The organism is Methylotuvimicrobium sp. KM1, from assembly GCF_044788715.1.
In the GTDB taxonomy this organism is placed as follows: Bacteria; Pseudomonadota; Gammaproteobacteria; order Methylococcales; family Methylomonadaceae; genus Methylotuvimicrobium.
Genome location: NZ_CP173170.1, coordinates 1,775,949 through 1,790,389, shown reverse-complemented (window position 1 = coordinate 1,790,389; position 14,441 = coordinate 1,775,949). Strand labels below are relative to the sequence as shown.

14 protein-coding genes are annotated in these 14,441 nt (G+C 46.7%); 7 read left to right on the top strand and 7 right to left on the bottom strand.

Going from position 1 to position 14,441, the window contains the following annotated elements:
• Positions 1-54: 54 nt before the first annotated feature.
• Positions 55-918 (top strand): HDOD domain-containing protein, encoded by an 864-nt coding sequence (locus ACINK7_RS07580; RefSeq protein ID WP_404360723.1) that lies wholly within the window; start codon positions 55-57, stop codon positions 916-918.
• A gap of 16 nt (positions 919-934) precedes the next feature.
• Here ACINK7_RS07580 and ACINK7_RS07575 read toward each other — a convergent pair whose 3' ends face one another.
• From ACINK7_RS07575 to ACINK7_RS07565, 3 genes are read right to left on the bottom strand one after another with little or no spacing between them, the layout of a single operon-like run.
• Positions 935-1,930, bottom strand: a complete 996-nt coding sequence (locus ACINK7_RS07575; RefSeq protein ID WP_404360721.1) for a zinc-dependent alcohol dehydrogenase family protein — start codon at positions 1,928-1,930, stop codon at positions 935-937.
• 34 nt (positions 1,931-1,964) lie between these two features.
• Complete coding sequence (locus tag ACINK7_RS07570) at positions 1,965-3,116, bottom strand: carboxynorspermidine decarboxylase (protein WP_404360720.1); 1,152 nt, start codon at positions 3,114-3,116, stop codon at positions 1,965-1,967.
• A 2-nt stretch (positions 3,117-3,118) separates the two neighbouring features.
• The gene (locus tag ACINK7_RS07565; RefSeq protein ID WP_404360719.1) at positions 3,119-3,721 is read right to left on the bottom strand and encodes a 5-formyltetrahydrofolate cyclo-ligase; all 603 of its coding nucleotides are present in this window, start codon (positions 3,719-3,721) and stop codon (positions 3,119-3,121) included.
• Between the two features lie 242 nt (positions 3,722-3,963).
• Here ACINK7_RS07565 and ACINK7_RS07560 point away from each other — a divergent pair, with 242 nt between their 5' ends.
• Together ACINK7_RS07560 and ACINK7_RS07555 are read left to right on the top strand one after the other, a co-directional pair.
• A complete protein-coding gene (locus ACINK7_RS07560) occupies positions 3,964-4,872 on the top strand; it encodes an NAD(P)-dependent methylenetetrahydromethanopterin dehydrogenase (protein ID WP_404360718.1) in 909 nt (302 codons plus the stop codon).
• 25 nt (positions 4,873-4,897) lie between these two features.
• Positions 4,898-5,794, top strand: coding sequence for an NAD(P)-dependent methylenetetrahydromethanopterin dehydrogenase (locus tag ACINK7_RS07555; protein ID WP_404360717.1), 897 nt, complete (start codon positions 4,898-4,900; stop codon positions 5,792-5,794).
• A gap of 34 nt (positions 5,795-5,828) precedes the next feature.
• On the opposite strand, the gene ACINK7_RS07550 is transcribed toward ACINK7_RS07555, so the two are convergent.
• Entirely contained in the window at positions 5,829-6,470 is a 642-nt protein-coding gene (locus tag ACINK7_RS07550) for a response regulator (RefSeq protein ID WP_404360715.1), read from the bottom strand.
• Positions 6,471-7,224: 754 nt separating this feature from the next.
• On the opposite strand from ACINK7_RS07550, the gene ACINK7_RS07545 reads away from it, so the two are divergent.
• The 3 genes from ACINK7_RS07545 (at position 7,225) to ACINK7_RS07535 (ending at position 10,948) form a co-directional block, all read left to right on the top strand.
• The gene (locus ACINK7_RS07545; protein WP_404360714.1) at positions 7,225-7,911 is read left to right on the top strand and encodes a motility protein A; all 687 of its coding nucleotides are present in this window, start codon (positions 7,225-7,227) and stop codon (positions 7,909-7,911) included.
• Positions 7,904-8,782: a flagellar motor protein MotB gene (locus tag ACINK7_RS07540; protein ID WP_404360713.1), complete on the top strand. Its 879-nt coding sequence runs from the start codon at positions 7,904-7,906 to the stop codon at positions 8,780-8,782. The genes ACINK7_RS07545 and ACINK7_RS07540 overlap by 8 nt, the downstream gene beginning before the upstream one ends.
• A gap of 930 nt (positions 8,783-9,712) precedes the next feature.
• Positions 9,713-10,948, top strand: a complete 1,236-nt coding sequence (locus tag ACINK7_RS07535) for a hypothetical protein (RefSeq protein ID WP_404360712.1) — start codon at positions 9,713-9,715, stop codon at positions 10,946-10,948.
• A 517-nt stretch (positions 10,949-11,465) separates the two neighbouring features.
• Here ACINK7_RS07535 and ACINK7_RS07530 read toward each other — a convergent pair.
• From ACINK7_RS07530 to purE, 3 genes are all read right to left on the bottom strand, one after another.
• Positions 11,466-12,221, bottom strand: a complete 756-nt coding sequence (locus tag ACINK7_RS07530; protein WP_404360711.1) for a peptidase — start codon at positions 12,219-12,221, stop codon at positions 11,466-11,468.
• A gap of 82 nt (positions 12,222-12,303) precedes the next feature.
• Positions 12,304-13,398, bottom strand: coding sequence for a 5-(carboxyamino)imidazole ribonucleotide synthase (locus ACINK7_RS07525; protein ID WP_404360710.1), 1,095 nt, complete (start codon positions 13,396-13,398; stop codon positions 12,304-12,306).
• Positions 13,398-13,892, bottom strand: coding sequence for a 5-(carboxyamino)imidazole ribonucleotide mutase (purE, locus tag ACINK7_RS07520; RefSeq protein WP_404360709.1), 495 nt, complete (start codon positions 13,890-13,892; stop codon positions 13,398-13,400). Before purE ends, ACINK7_RS07525 begins: the two co-directional genes overlap by 1 nt.
• A 358-nt stretch (positions 13,893-14,250) precedes the next feature.
• Between purE and ACINK7_RS07515 the strand changes: the two genes are divergently transcribed.
• Positions 14,251-14,382 (top strand): hypothetical protein, encoded by a 132-nt coding sequence (locus ACINK7_RS07515; RefSeq protein ID WP_404360708.1) that lies wholly within the window; start codon positions 14,251-14,253, stop codon positions 14,380-14,382.
• Positions 14,383-14,441: the final 59 nt, after the last annotated feature.

Here is a 14,441-nt window from a genome sequence, read left to right as displayed (position 1 = left end):
TCACCTAAGCTTGACTGCAATACACTATAAAATGTCAAAACTTTAACAAGTATAATGAAGAAATCCGTTTTGCCAATGCCGCATTCCGACTCGTCCAATTTAACCGCAGCCGATTTATTGAAAGGCGATCTTCAATTAACATCGCCGCCGGCAATTTATTTCGAGCTAAAAAAAACGCTCGAAGATCCGTATAAATCGATCGTCGATGCCGGCAAAATTATCGAAAAGGACCCGGCTTTATCGATACGCTTATTGAAATTGGTCAATAGCGCTTTTTTCGGTTTCCCATCACGCATCGTCACGATCAGCCATGCCATCACGCTGATCGGCACGCAAGAACTTCAAAACTTAGTGTTGAGCACATTGATCATAGATCGGTTCTCGATGCTACCGAACGGTATGCTGTCCATGCATGACTTTTGGGCGATGAGCCTAAGAAGCGCATTAACCGCCAGAGAATTAGCAGCCCATTGGGACACTGACGAAAACGACGAAGCTATTTTTATTTGCGGCTTACTCCATGAAATCGGCAAACTGGTATTTTATCGCCGCATTCCCGAATTAGCCCGAGAAGTCGGACTACTAGTCGAATCGACCGATGCTGATGAAATCGAAACCGAACGAAACCTAATCGGTTTCGATCATTATGAAACCGGAGCGGAACTCGCCAAATTATGGAAACTGCCTGAAATCATTAGCGAAACGATTGCCTTGCATGCCCATCCCGACAGCTCCGGCCGCTATCAAGCTGCGGCCGCTATTGTCAGATCGGCCAACCGGATCGCTAAAATGGCCTTTTTCGATACTGAAACAGACCTATCGGAAGTCGGTATTTCCGACGAGCAATTAAGCGATATCATCGACAAAGTCCACGATCAGTTCGAGGATATTTTCAACATATTTTACCCGCACCGGTAACACGCCATTCCGCCGGTTAAATTATTTCTAATACAATCTTGCCTTGAGTATGCCCTTCTCCGATCAAGCGATGCGCTTCTGCGGCTTGATCTAACGACAAGCAATGCCCGACAACCCCTCGCAAACTTCCGGATTCGATAAATTCGGCACAACGATTAAGGATTTCGACTTGTTTATCGCGCGCCGCATCCAGATCTCGCAACATCGGCGTCAACATCAATTCAAAACCGATTTTGAGATTGCGCATCCGCGCTTCCGACCAATTCAAGGCTCCGGGGTCAAGCAGCGTGACCAAACTTCCGAAATGCGCAGTGGCTTCGATGCTGTCTTTGAACACTTCAGATCCGACCGTATCCAAAACGACATCGGCCCCTCGCCCGCCGGTTAATTCATTAACTCTTTCGGCGAAGTTGCATTGGCGATAATCGATTGCTTGATCCGCACCTAGGCTTAAGACAAAATCAGCTTTCGATTCAGAACTTACCGTCGTTAGAACCTCGGCTCCTTCTAATTTAGCCAATTGTATCGCGACATGACCGACGCCGCCGGCCCCGGCATGAACCAGGACGGTTTGGCCGTCCTGCAAACCGCCGCGATCGAATAACGCGCCCCACGCGGTAATCAACACCAATGGCAAGGCCGCCGCCTCGACGAATGACAAAGACTTAGGCTTAAGCGCGACCCAACGGCTATCGAGCACGGTATATTCTGCATAATTGCCGGGCTCCCGCCCCAACCCACCGTTACAAAACCAAACTTCATCGCCGGGCTTGAAATTTTGTACCTCGGTGCCCACTTCGACAACAACGCCGGCACCGTCGCAACCTAGTACTGCCGGCAAGGCGTCCGGATAAAACAAACCGTTACTTCTAACCTTGGTATCGATCGGATTAATGCCGGCCGCCTTGAGCCTGACTTTCAACTCGGTCGGTTCAACGATATTCGGCTCCGCGATATCCGTCCATTGCAAAACCTCGGGGCCGCCGGCTCCGGTCATTAAAACTGCCTTCATATGATATTTCTCCTGTCGATATACTTCGCGCGGTTCAAGCCGGCGCAAGCCCCGACCACTGATCGTAATAATGTTGATAGGTATGGCGCTTCAGCAAAAATACATTTCCCGAAGTCATGCCGTATATATCCGGTAGATTATAGCCGTTGAAACGATGCGCTTTGACCAAGGCATAAGCGCCGGCATCCGAAAACACCAATCGATCTCCCTCTTTCAACGGTCGATCGAAACGATATTCCCCGAAAATATCTCCGGCCAGACATGTCGATCCCGCTAAAATCGCCGAATACCGCCCATTAGGGCAATGCTCAAGCAACGGTGGATGCCATTGGTATTCGAAGACTTCGGGATGATGATTGACCGAGGTATCCAATACCGCGATGGATTTGCCGTCGCTGACGAAACAATCGACAACCGAAGTCGCCAAATAGCCGGCCCTTCCAACCAAGGCCTTGCCCGGCTCAATCAATACTTCGAGTCCGAATTCCTTGCGCAATTGCTTGACCGAATCGATAAAAATATCGAACTGTCCGATTTGATCGTATAAATAACCTCCCCCGAGATTCAACCATTCCAACCTGGAAAAACTGTTGCCGAGCCGATTTCTTATCGTCTCCAAGGTTTGAACGAGCGGCTCGAAGTCCGACGCCGAAAAGATGTTATGGAAATGCAATCCTTCAATTCGACCGCTCAGGTCATTCATATCCAACCCCTCCAAATCGATGCCGAGTTTCGAATAAGGCCGACATGGATCATAGCGCCGATCATCCAAGAACGAGAGCTTAGGATTCAAACGTAAACCGACCGAAGCGCCTTGTTCCCAATACTTTGTAAACAAATCTAGCTGACGATAGGAATTGCAACTGACATGCGAGCAAATCCGCGCCAGCTCTTCGACTTCGTCCGCTCGTATGCCGGGCGTAGTCAAATGCACCGAGCCTTTTCCTGCCAATACTTCAGAAGCCAACCTCGCTTCGAACAAAGAACTCACCGAAAAGCCGTCGAGATAAGGCCGCATCATATGCAAAATCGGTAAAAATGGTAACGACTTGATTGAATATAAAACTTTACAACCTGACCGCTCGCGAAGACGAGTTAAGGTCTGCAATGTTGTTTCAATCGCATTGAGGTCGTAAACAAAGGCCGGTGTTTCTGCAAGCTGTTCCTTTAATTTCGTCCATGACATCGTCAAAATCTACCTCTACCCCGATAAATTTCAGCTTCGGTTATGACATAATCCATAAAAATATCATGCGCCTCCATGACAATTTTAGGCATTATCTGTGCTTCGAAACAGACGCCGATTAGCACCGTATCTTTTCCGACACTTTTCAATAGACGATCGTAATAACCGGCGCCATTACCTAAGCGCCCTCCGCTTCTATCGAAAGCAACACCCGGAACCATGACTACATCCAAAGCTTCGGGCGCTATTTCCTTCCCGGACTCCCCCCACCGCTCCTTCGGCGGCTCGAGTATGCCCCACGTTCCAGGCTGCAATTCTTGCAAGTCCTCGAGCTTCCAAAGACCCAATCGGTTTTGACCATCGGCATCCTTGGTGCAATAAGGAACAACCACCTGCTTATCGCCCGATAACTGTTCGCGAACCTTATCGCGCGTTCTAACTTCGGAGCGACAATGTAAGTAAAACATGACAGTCATGGCCCGCCGGTAAGCTGCATGCTCAAGAAACTTATCGACTATCCTCCGGCTCGCTGCGTCCTTATCCTTCTGAGCATTTCGAGCATCATAAGCCTTTCGGCGCTGTTGGACTTTATCAATGTGCATCATGGTTCATCAGATTGATTTTCGATTCAAGATCCATTATACCGGCTGTGACATTAAGAGGCATCGCCATTATCAGCTCGGTCATGACAAAGTCTCTTATCACCTACTTCTTAAGCAATGCCAAAATTTGAAGTACGAAAGGTATACCCAGTCGCAATTTACCGCTCACAAAAAGCGCTAGCCATTTTTAAAATGCTTTATTTTCTTTTATACTGGGTAGCTAAACTTTAAAGAGGGGGGAACCCGTGGAAAAACCATTTATTTTACATATGCTCACAACCGCTAAAAACCTAAGTCCGTTCGACGTCAATATGGCGCTCGACGCGGGCTGGGTTTCGGCAATACCTTACATCAATGTAGAACCCAGCGAAGTACGCGGCCTAGTGCAAGATGCTATTTTTTCACGCAGCCCTAAAAGCTTAAAAAAAACCGGCATTTTTATCGGCGGCAGGGATACCAAACAAGCGCTCGATATGCTTAAAACCGCCAAAAACTCGATGGTCCCGCCTTTTGAAGTCTCCGTTTTCGCCGACCCGAGCGGTGCATTTACGACGGCAGCCGGCATGGTCGCAGCGGTTGAAAACGAGTTGCAAAAAAATTTCAACACCACTCTTGAAGGCAAAAACGTGCTCGCCTTGGGAGGTACCGGACCGGTAGGTCAAGCAGCAGCGGTTATAGCCGCTCAGGCCGGTGCAAACGTCAGAATCGTCGGACGCCAACTCGAAAAAGCCCAGCGTATTGCCGATCTTTGCAGCAACGAATTCGGTGAAGGCTCTATCCAAATCATGGCCGGCGCGGATGCGGACAAAGCCGAATTTATGAAAACCGCCGATATCGTCTTCGCTACCGGAGCCGCCGGAATCGAACTCTTAAGCGCCGAGCTAATCGCTTCGGCACCGCAATTAAAAGTCGCGGCCGATGTCAACGCCGTTCCGCCATCAGGAATCGCCGGACTCGACGCCTTCCATAACGGCACGCCTCTGCCCGGATCGAAAAGCGGCGCAGTCGGCATTGGCGCATTGGCTATCGGCAATGTCAAATACCAAGCGCAAAACAAACTGCTGAAGATAATGCTTGATGCCGAAAAACCTGTCTACTTGCATTTTACCCATGCATTCGAAGTTGCTCGGGACTTCATCAAAACCAAAGCCTAACGATTTTAAATAAAGAGGAAATCCTATGGAGAAGCGCAGCATCCTGCATATGCTGGACCCGATGCCCAATAATAGCCCTTTCGATGTCAATATGGCTTTGGACGCGGGATTCGATGTTTTAATACCTTACAGCAATGTCAAACTGGACGGCGTTCACGGATTGACGCAAGATGCCATTTTTTCCAGGGGGCCAAACGGTGTGAAGCGCACCGGTCTATTTATCGGAGGACGGGATATCGGTCTGGCAATAGACATGCTGAGCGCCGCAGAACAAGCGATGGTTCCGCCTTTTGAAATTTCAGTATTCGCCGATCCCAGCGGTGCATTCACAACCGCTGCGGCACTAGTGGGTTGCGTTGAAAAAGAACTGAAGACCAAGCATAACCTTGACTTGAAAGACGCCAAAGCATTGGTGTTCGGCGGCACCGGACCGGTCGGGATTGCCACAGGAGTCATCGCTTCGCTGGAAGGCGCAGAAACTGTATTGGTCGATCATCTTTCAGCCGAAACCGCCAATGATTTAGCTAAAGAATATAACAGACGCTTCAAATCCAACCTAAAAGGTGCCTGCGCTTCTTCGGACGAACAGAAAGTGGAACTGATCGCCGATGCCGACATCATTTTCTGTACCGCGAAAGCCGGCATACAAGTCATCAGCAGCAAAATACTGAGCCACGCCAAAGCACTCAAGGTAGCCGGCGATGTCAATGCGGTCCCACCGGCCGGTATCGAAGGCATAAAACTCAATGATTTTGGCAAACCCATGGAACACGCACCTAATGCAAGCGGCGTCGGCGCACTAGCAGTCGGTAATGTTAAATATCAGTTACAACACCTGTTGTTAGCATCAATGCTGACTACCGATAAACCTTTATTTTTAGACTTTAGAAATGCCTTTGCCAAAGCCAGGGAAATTTTATAAACAACCTTTCTCTTGCTCCATGATTCCGTATCGCCTAAATCGATGCGGAATCGATATAATCGAATTTGATGGCAAGCCGCGTTAATTCGACATCGTTCTTCACTTTTAATTTATCGTAAAGCCGATAGCGGTAAGTGTTAATCGTTTTATCGCTAAGCGTCAGCATACCCGACATTTCTTTTATCGTTTTGCCTTGCAGGATTAACGAAACCACTTCCGACTCCCTTTGGGAAAGCTTTGAGAAAGGGGAATCATTACCGGGCAACTTCATGAATGCTAAATTGTTGGCTACCTCCGCGCACAAATAGCGCTGCCCGGCCATAATTTTTCGAATCGCGGCTACCATTTCATCGACCGGCGAACTTTTGGAAATAAAGCCTAACACCCCCATTTTTAAAAGCTGCAACGGTATCGGTCCGTCGTTACAAACAGACAGCACAATAATTTTCATATCCGGATTATCTTGCAGAATTCGCCGACAAGCTTCAACGCCGCCAATGCCCGGCATGCTGATATCCATGACCACCACATCGGGGTGCAACTCTGTCACCGCCTCGACGCTCTCCTCACCGGTTTTTGCCACCGCCACAACATGAATATCACCGGCTTTATTTAAAAGCGCTTCAACTCCGGAACGAACAATTTCATGATCATCAACAAGCAAAACTTTTATCATATTAAAAATTCGTTAAAAGGTAATTATTTAGTCCCTGCATTTAAAAAAAACTAGAACTTTGCTCCCCTCTTTGAAAAAGGGGAATTCAGGGGGCTGAATACTTACGTTAAAAGCAATATAAAATCAATAGGATCGACCCCCTGATTTTACCTTGGCTCGTTCGATAGACATGTAAAAAATAAATCTCCGATTTCTTTTTTACTCTAGTGTGCCAAAATCGATATTATATTTCAATTCACATGACAATTGTCTTTACTGATTACTTAGATAATCCACCCCCACTATCTAAAGGAATATTTCCTAACCAAGTGCTGCCAAAATTTCATAACCTAATGAGCGGTAATTGTTCATATCCCCTTTCATTCCAACGCTCCAGCATGGGGACGATAATTGCCAGGGGACTGAATAGTTTCAATGAGCGAATGTTTGTCATTATTCAGCATAAGCACTTGTTCGTAAATAACTTCCCTAACTTATGGAGGGCGTTGATTTATAATCAATACTGAAGCCAAACCGACCAGAGACGCTAAATAGCTTCGAATGTTTAATTCAACATTCCGCAAAGTCCCTTTTTTCCTTAAACCATTTGCATAGCATTGCCTAAAATAAGCCGATGAAAAAAAGCAACTTGCTAAACCACACTTTTCAGAATACTAAAAAGAAATTAAATTACTCGACTGCTCTAGGCTTTTTATGCGGCATAGTGTTGTGCTTATTTATCGTTCTTTATGCTGCCAATGATTCCAAATCATTCATGAATTGGACTGGACTCTTTATTGTCGTTGTCGGCACGATTGCTTCGGTACTGTTGAGCTACCCCTTAAGAGATATCATTAATGGATTAAAATCGGTCAAACTGATTTTTCTTTACGAAAGCCTAAACCCTCAACATGAAGCCGATGAGATCATTAATGTTTCGAAAATGTGGTTCACTCGAAACTTCACTGCCATTGAAAACATTATCGATACGATTAATAACCCTTATCTGAAAACCGGCTTTCAATTGGTTGTCGATCAAACGCCTGTCGATGATATTTTATCGTTATTGAAATGGCGAATCGCTCGACTGAAAGCCAAAGAAAAAGCGGAAGCCAATATTTTTCACAGCATGGCAACCTTTGCACCGGCCTTCGGCATGCTGGGCACGTTGATCGGCTTGATTAATATGCTGCAAATCATCGACATGAGGGATATTGGCGCCATTACCTTCAACATGGGGGTTTCTCTAATCACGACATTTTACGGTTTGATACTAGCCAATCTCGTTTTTACCCCGATCGCAATCAAACTAGAAAGACGCACCGAACATCGCGTGATGATTATGAGCATGGTCATGGAGGGCATCACTTTAATCGCCGACAATCGCAGCCCTTCGTTTGTTCGAGAAACGCTCAAATCATTTATTGCTCATTATGATAATGAACTGAAAATCGATGAATAAAGACCCTTTTTTCAAACTGCAGTCTTCGCAAACATTTGAGGAATTAATGGAAGACAGCCATAAGCCCGGAAATCAAAACTGGCTAATCAGCTATCTCGACGTATTCGTATTGATTCTAATGTTCATCATTACGCTCATGGCGCTCAGCGATTTTTCTGTCGAAACCGAACCCAAGGCATTGATTGCCACTCCGCAACCGGTTAAAAAACCTAAACCGGCCTTACCCAAAGCCGAACGGATTATCAAAGAACCGCCTCCGGTTATCGAAACGAAACCCGAGCCGACTGCCGCACCATTTATAGGGCCTCCCTTACCCCCGATTGAAAAACCTGAGGAACCGATTGTTAGCGACAAAATAACGCCCGATATTGAACTGGAAGAAACTATTTTAATACCCGGTCCGGAAACACCACCACAGGAAACACTAGAATCAAAATTATCGGAAAAACTCGAACAAATGGGATTGGATAAGTCGGTAGCGATCAAGGTAACGGAGGATTATGCACAACTGGAAATCCAAGACAATATTTTATTCGAGTCGTCGCAAGCCAACTTGACCGACCCGGGCAAACATTTACTAGACGATCTAGTACCTCTGTTGCAACAGGCTGTCGGATTGATTTTCATCGAAGGTCATACCGATAATCGTCCGATCAAAACCGTTCAATTTCCGTCAAACTGGGAATTAGGTGCCGCTAGAGCCACAAGTGTTTTACACTACTTGACGACACAAGGCCTTGAGAGCACTCGAATGCGCGCAGTTACTTACGCAGACACGCAACCGATTGCCGACAACGATACACCTGAAGGCAGGGAAAAGAATCGACGCGTGAATATTTTGATTAAGGTTAAGGAACAAACCTCTCCATGATTTTATCAAAGCATTGCTATTACGAACCCTGAAACATAAACCTTAAAAAAGCTATGTTCCCGTTATTAGTTGAAGTAAATATTACACCAATCTCGAAACTTGAAGACTGTAGAGTAAGCTGCGCATACAACAACAACAACAACAGCAGCAGTACCACCCGTAGTTTAGCGCGCCTTCATGTGTTGCCTTGTGCCGACATTAGGTACGCGCAGCGTACCCTACATTCACATTGAACTTTTAAGCACTTCCAGTAGTGGCGGGTGTTTTCAACGTAATTATTCACACCCCCTATCGTTCCCACGCTCCAGCGCTCGCCGTTATACACAAGTATCGGTAAACTTGATAAACAGAGGTCATCGTAGACCTGGAAACGGTGCTGTTTGATAAATCTGCGGATATTGAACATCAGTGGCTTCGAAATCGCGACGAAGGCGTCGCTCCCACAAGGGGGGCGGATGCTCTGTGGGAGCGATCCCCTGATCGCGATCTCGAGGTCGAAAGTGTTAAGTAACAATAAATGGTATCGAAGACTCATTAGCTAAGATTACAAAACGGTAATTTTTGACTTATGTATAACGATGAGCGCAGAGCATGGGAACGAGAATGGCCGCGGGACTGAATACTCACTTTTCAACTATACCTTTCGTACTTCAAATTTCGGCAGCGCCTGAGGAGGCGCCTGGGTGTCCGATAAAGGCTTTGCCTACATGGACGTATTCACGGCGTCCTTTAGCGGACATCCAGGCGCCGAATTTTGATCTACGATGGGTATATTACCGCATACAAGCCTTAAAAAAGCATTTCGCTATGACAACCATGAAGAATAAGAAGTTAATTCGATGGCTTATTCTGCCTATGCAAATCATTTTTGCTCCCCTAAAAGATTATTCAAAATTTTAGGACAAGCGATTGAAAGACCTCAAGTGCCTCATGATTAAACTGCCGAATTTAAGAATTATGGGGCTCATTCTGCTGACTGCCACGCACCTACAAGCATCGGCGCAAGAGCCAGTGTTTAGCGGCCTTTTCCAAAACCGCTTCTTCACGCTTTCCCAAGACTCCGAATTATTATGCACCACCAGCGAATCCGGCTATTTGCCGATCGAGCGACTTAATGAAGTCATTCACCATTACGAAAACGATAATCCAGGCCTCCGGCAAGCGGCAGTCGCTTTCCTAACCCGACACACCCACCCAGATCACCTCGACGACCTAAAGCAAATCAAGAAAAATTGCCGTAATCAAAGCCAAGACGAGTTATGTATTCTGGAAGGTTATTGGGATGACAAAGAAAATGCGCGTCGCGTTTTAGCGCTGTTTTACGACACCAAAACCGCGATCAAGCATAGTAACCATTACCGCCTGCCGCGTTTTGAAGCCGATCATTTATATGCATTTGAAAAAGGCCTAAGAAAGATTCCGCCGTTCATGCGCGACTTTATCGTCAAAGCTAAGCCGATCAGGGATCTCGATAACGTATTCATTAATGCTAAAATCCCGGAAAAAACGCAGCGATTGATCCTCGATGCATTTCCGGACGACACCGAAAGCCAAATTTGGGCGGACGACACACACCCCTTAACTATCATTCCCGGCGTCGGTTTTTTAAACCAAGTCGTCGCCCAGGTGTACAGCGGCAGTAATCGCATTGTTTTCACGATCAAGAATTTCGATAAAGCCAAAGAGGGTCAGTTTTATAAGGACATCGGGTTGAAATATCTAGTAGATTTCAGAATTCCGTTGATCGTGCATGAACTAGCTCATGTGATCGACAACTTTCATTTTTGGGACGGACATGAATCGCTGTATTTTTTCTTTTGGTATCGCAAACTCTCGACCGATATCGTCTATATGCATATGATCAAGGATGCTGATTTAGCGTTATGGCCATCGCGCTGGTTCGACGCCTTTGAATTTCTATGGGAAGTCAATGATGGTCGCTATAACGGCAAAATCAATGAAAAACTCGCAGAACTGCTTAGTCAGTATATTTTGATTCCGCAGCGATTGAAAAGCGAATCGCCGGAAGCCTATGCCTGGTTACAGAAAGAGATATTTAAAGGCATCGAATACAGCGGTTATGAAAACTGTCAAAATCCGATCGTACGCGAATTAAATTGGTGGGAAGCCGCAGTAGCAAGCCCCTTAGGACAACGGTGGCGATAAGCGCCCGTGGCAAAATGGTTTGCAACCTGGCACTACTCTTTTTTGATCGAAAAACAGTCTAAGAATAAAAACGTTAGGGACAGGTAAACAACCGGCCCCGCAGAAAAACCCGCAATTCCGCCAGGAATTGACGGAATCCAGTGCCATGGATGCATCGCCGAAATTTGAAATACGAAAGGTATAAGTCAAAAATTACCCTTTTGCAAACTTAGTCAATGAGACCTCGATACCATTTATTGTCACTTAACACTCTCGACTTCGAAATCGCGATCAGGGGATCGCTCCCACATAGCGTCTGCCGCTCTCTGTGGGAGCGACGCCTTCGTCGCGACTATCGGAGCCATTAATGCTGGTAACCATGGTTTTTATCGAAGCCCGTGTGTGCAATGTTCTGTAGCTTATTAAACAACACAGCTCACCGAAATTACGATAAGCGTTTACCAATACACATGACGTTACTTGTGTATAACGGCGAGCTCTGGAGGATGAGAACGATAGAGGCATGAATAATTACGACTCAAAGATCGGGCTCCAATGGCTTAGCGTACTGCGGCATTAAGGGCGGCAACTTCGCAAAGGCATCACGCAACGTACTTTCCCAACTTTTTCTTAGATTAACCATATAAGGGTTTTCGGCCTCGAAACAATAATACTCATCCAGACAGAAACTATCCCTACGATAAATCAACATTTCGACCGGCGGTCCGACGCTAGCATTACTGCGTATCGTCGAATCCATCGAAACCAAGCAGCAGCGCGCGGCTTCGTCCAATGGCGTATCGAGCTTCAGAAAACGATCCAACACCGGCTTACCGTATTTAATTTCGCCGATTTGCAGAAACGGTGTATGCGGAGAAGTCGTGATACTGTTGCCTTCGGCATAGACCATATAAGCCCCCGGCGGCTCATTACCGATTTGACCGGCAATAATAAACGTGGCAGACGGATTGAACGCCGATTGCCCTTCGGTATCGAGATGCTGTTTTTGTTTTTCGAGACTAACTTGACCGAGGTAATTGGCCGCATCCGACAAATAGTCAACCGAATTGATATTAATCTTCGCATCCTTGAGCTTATCGCGTTTCAACTGCTCTAAAACGGCCTGCGTCGTTGCCAAATTACCCGCGCTCAGCATAACGATTTTGCGATCGGCATTCGTATCGAACGCGTGCATTTTCCCATATGTGCTGACATTATCGATCCCGGCATTGGTCCTTGAATCGGACACCAAAACGAGACCTTCATTGAGTGAAGCGGCGATACAGTAAGTCATAATCAAGATCTGAAAAAATAATCCGGTCAGTCTATCCTATAAATAAGGACGGGGTCCAGAAACGGATGCCGGAAGCCTACATTCAAGAATCGTCGGTCTGCTCGGCCAGCTTTGCCAATGCCGCTATCCGCCCGGATAAAGCCTCCGGAGTATCCGACCTGACTGTGGCATGAGCGACTTTACGGCCTTTTCTTAGCGTCTTATTATACAAATGCATGTGAACTTCAGACAAAGTCAACACCTCTTTCAGGCTCGGCACACCGCCTATAAAGTTTTGCATTGCGGCAAAACCGCGTGTCTTGGTGTTGCCCAAGGGCTGATTGAGTATCGCTCTCAAATGATTTTCAAATTGGCTGGTTTCAGAGCCTTCGATCGTCCAATGACCCGAATTATGTACGCGCGGTGCAAATTCGTTAGCGACTAGATGCCCGTCGAGATCGAACAACTCTAGAGCCAGTACTCCAACATAATCTAAGGCTTCCAACAATCTTGCTATCATCGACTCCGCTTGGGATTGCAACGGATCGTTATCACAACTCTTGGCCAAACGAAGAATACCGCCTCGATGCTGATTTTCCGACAATGGATAATAAACGATAGCTCCTGAAACATTGCGCGCGGCAATGATAGAAACCTCTCGGCGAAACGGCACGAAACCTTCGACAATGACCGGCGAGCCTTCCAGTTCCCGCCAAGCTTCCTGTAAATCGGCCGCGGAACGTGAAACAGCTTGACCTTTTCCGTCATAGCCAAATCTTCGAGTCTTTAAAATCGCCGGCCAACCAATTTCCGGCATAACTTCTTGTAAGTGCTCGAAACTATCGACAGCATAATAAGGCGCGGTCGGAATACTCAACTCTCGAAAAAAATCCTTTTCCGTCAAGCGGTCCTGGCCTACCGCCAAGGCCTTAGCCGACGGGTAAACAGGCGTTTTTTCAGCAATAAAATCGATAATATCGACCGGAACGTTTTCGAATTCGTAAGTCACTACATCGCAACGTTCGGCCATTTGCGTCAATAGAGTACGATCCGTATAGTCACCTTGCAAATGCTCGCCTAATTCGCTCGCACAAGCCTCGTCCGCCGGATCCAAAAACATGAATTGCAAGCCTAAGGGTTTTCCCGCCAAAGCCAGCATTCTTGCCAACTGTCCACCACCCAAGATACCAATCATCATTATTCGACACTCCTAGGATTGGCATTTGCCAGCACTGCATCAGTCTGTTTCTGCCTAAAATGGTGCACAGCTTCCCGGTATTCGGGATATTTATTACCGACTATTGCCGCCGCCAGCAACGCCGAATTGATCGCTCCCGCCTTACCGATCGCCAATGTTCCGACCGGAATACCGGCCGGCATTTGCACTATCGACAATAAAGAATCCATGCCGTTGAGCGCTTTGGATTGAATCGGCACGCCCAACACTGGAACCGCCGTTTTTGCCGCGACCATGCCCGGCAAATGAGCTGCCCCGCCGGCGCCGGCGATGATCACTTCCAAACCTCTGCTTTCCGCAGCATCGGCATAAGCAAATAATTTATCCGGCGTTCGATGCGCGGAGACGACTTCAACTTCATGAGCAATACCGAATTGCTCCAGCTTCTCGGCCGCAAATTGCATCGTCTCCCAATCGGAAGTCGACCCCATAATGATTCCAACTAAAACAGTCATTTATGATTTCCTCTAAGCACCATTTCCGATACCGGATCAACAAAGGCCGGCAATTGTACCCGACATCGATAAAGTTTAAAATCTGTCATTGATGCTAACCCAATTCCTGGTTCCCTACCTACACCATCCGATACGCACGACTGGACGATTTTTGGCTATTTTGGTGCAAGCACCGGTTTAGATGTATAATTGCAGCCTAAATTCGCCCTCCCAATGATTTGGACACCAGCGAGCGCAAAACAAGAACACATGAAAAACAAAGGCTTACAAAATAATTCTACCGGCCCAATATTTGCTTAAAGTGATAGAACAATAACTCAATCGCCTTCTGCTAAATAACACTTTTACCTTATCGCTTATGCAATCGCAAAAAACTTTAAAACAACGCGACTTAGTCTTATCCGGCAACGTTACCGATGCCTCCCAGGCCGAACCGACGCCATTCCCAAGACACGATAACTTAACGGCAGTCACCTTTCGAGCGAAGTGATAAAGACTCTTTATCATCGTTGAGATAATTGGCGATTCATACGCGACCTCCAACAGCAG

Coding starts and splice junctions, on each gene's coding strand:
- ACINK7_RS07580 (WP_404360723.1), top strand. CDS start 55: ATGAAGAAATCCGTTTTGCCAATGCCGCATTCCGACTCGTCCAATTTA.
- ACINK7_RS07575 (WP_404360721.1), bottom strand. CDS start 1,930: ATGAAGGCAGTTTTAATGACCGGAGCCGGCGGCCCCGAGGTTTTGCAA.
- ACINK7_RS07570 (WP_404360720.1), bottom strand. CDS start 3,116: ATGTCATGGACGAAATTAAAGGAACAGCTTGCAGAAACACCGGCCTTT.
- ACINK7_RS07565 (WP_404360719.1), bottom strand. CDS start 3,721: ATGATGCACATTGATAAAGTCCAACAGCGCCGAAAGGCTTATGATGCT.
- ACINK7_RS07555 (WP_404360717.1), top strand. CDS start 4,898: ATGGAGAAGCGCAGCATCCTGCATATGCTGGACCCGATGCCCAATAAT.
- ACINK7_RS07550 (WP_404360715.1), bottom strand. CDS start 6,470: ATGATAAAAGTTTTGCTTGTTGATGATCATGAAATTGTTCGTTCCGGA.
- ACINK7_RS07545 (WP_404360714.1), top strand. CDS start 7,225: ATGAATTGGACTGGACTCTTTATTGTCGTTGTCGGCACGATTGCTTCG.
- ACINK7_RS07540 (WP_404360713.1), top strand. CDS start 7,904: ATGAATAAAGACCCTTTTTTCAAACTGCAGTCTTCGCAAACATTTGAG.
- ACINK7_RS07535 (WP_404360712.1), top strand. CDS start 9,713: ATGATTAAACTGCCGAATTTAAGAATTATGGGGCTCATTCTGCTGACT.
- ACINK7_RS07530 (WP_404360711.1), bottom strand. CDS start 12,221: ATGACTTACTGTATCGCCGCTTCACTCAATGAAGGTCTCGTTTTGGTG.
- ACINK7_RS07525 (WP_404360710.1), bottom strand. CDS start 13,398: ATGATGATTGGTATCTTGGGTGGTGGACAGTTGGCAAGAATGCTGGCT.
- purE (WP_404360709.1), bottom strand. CDS start 13,892: ATGACTGTTTTAGTTGGAATCATTATGGGGTCGACTTCCGATTGGGAG.
- ACINK7_RS07515 (WP_404360708.1), top strand. CDS start 14,251: ATGCAATCGCAAAAAACTTTAAAACAACGCGACTTAGTCTTATCCGGC.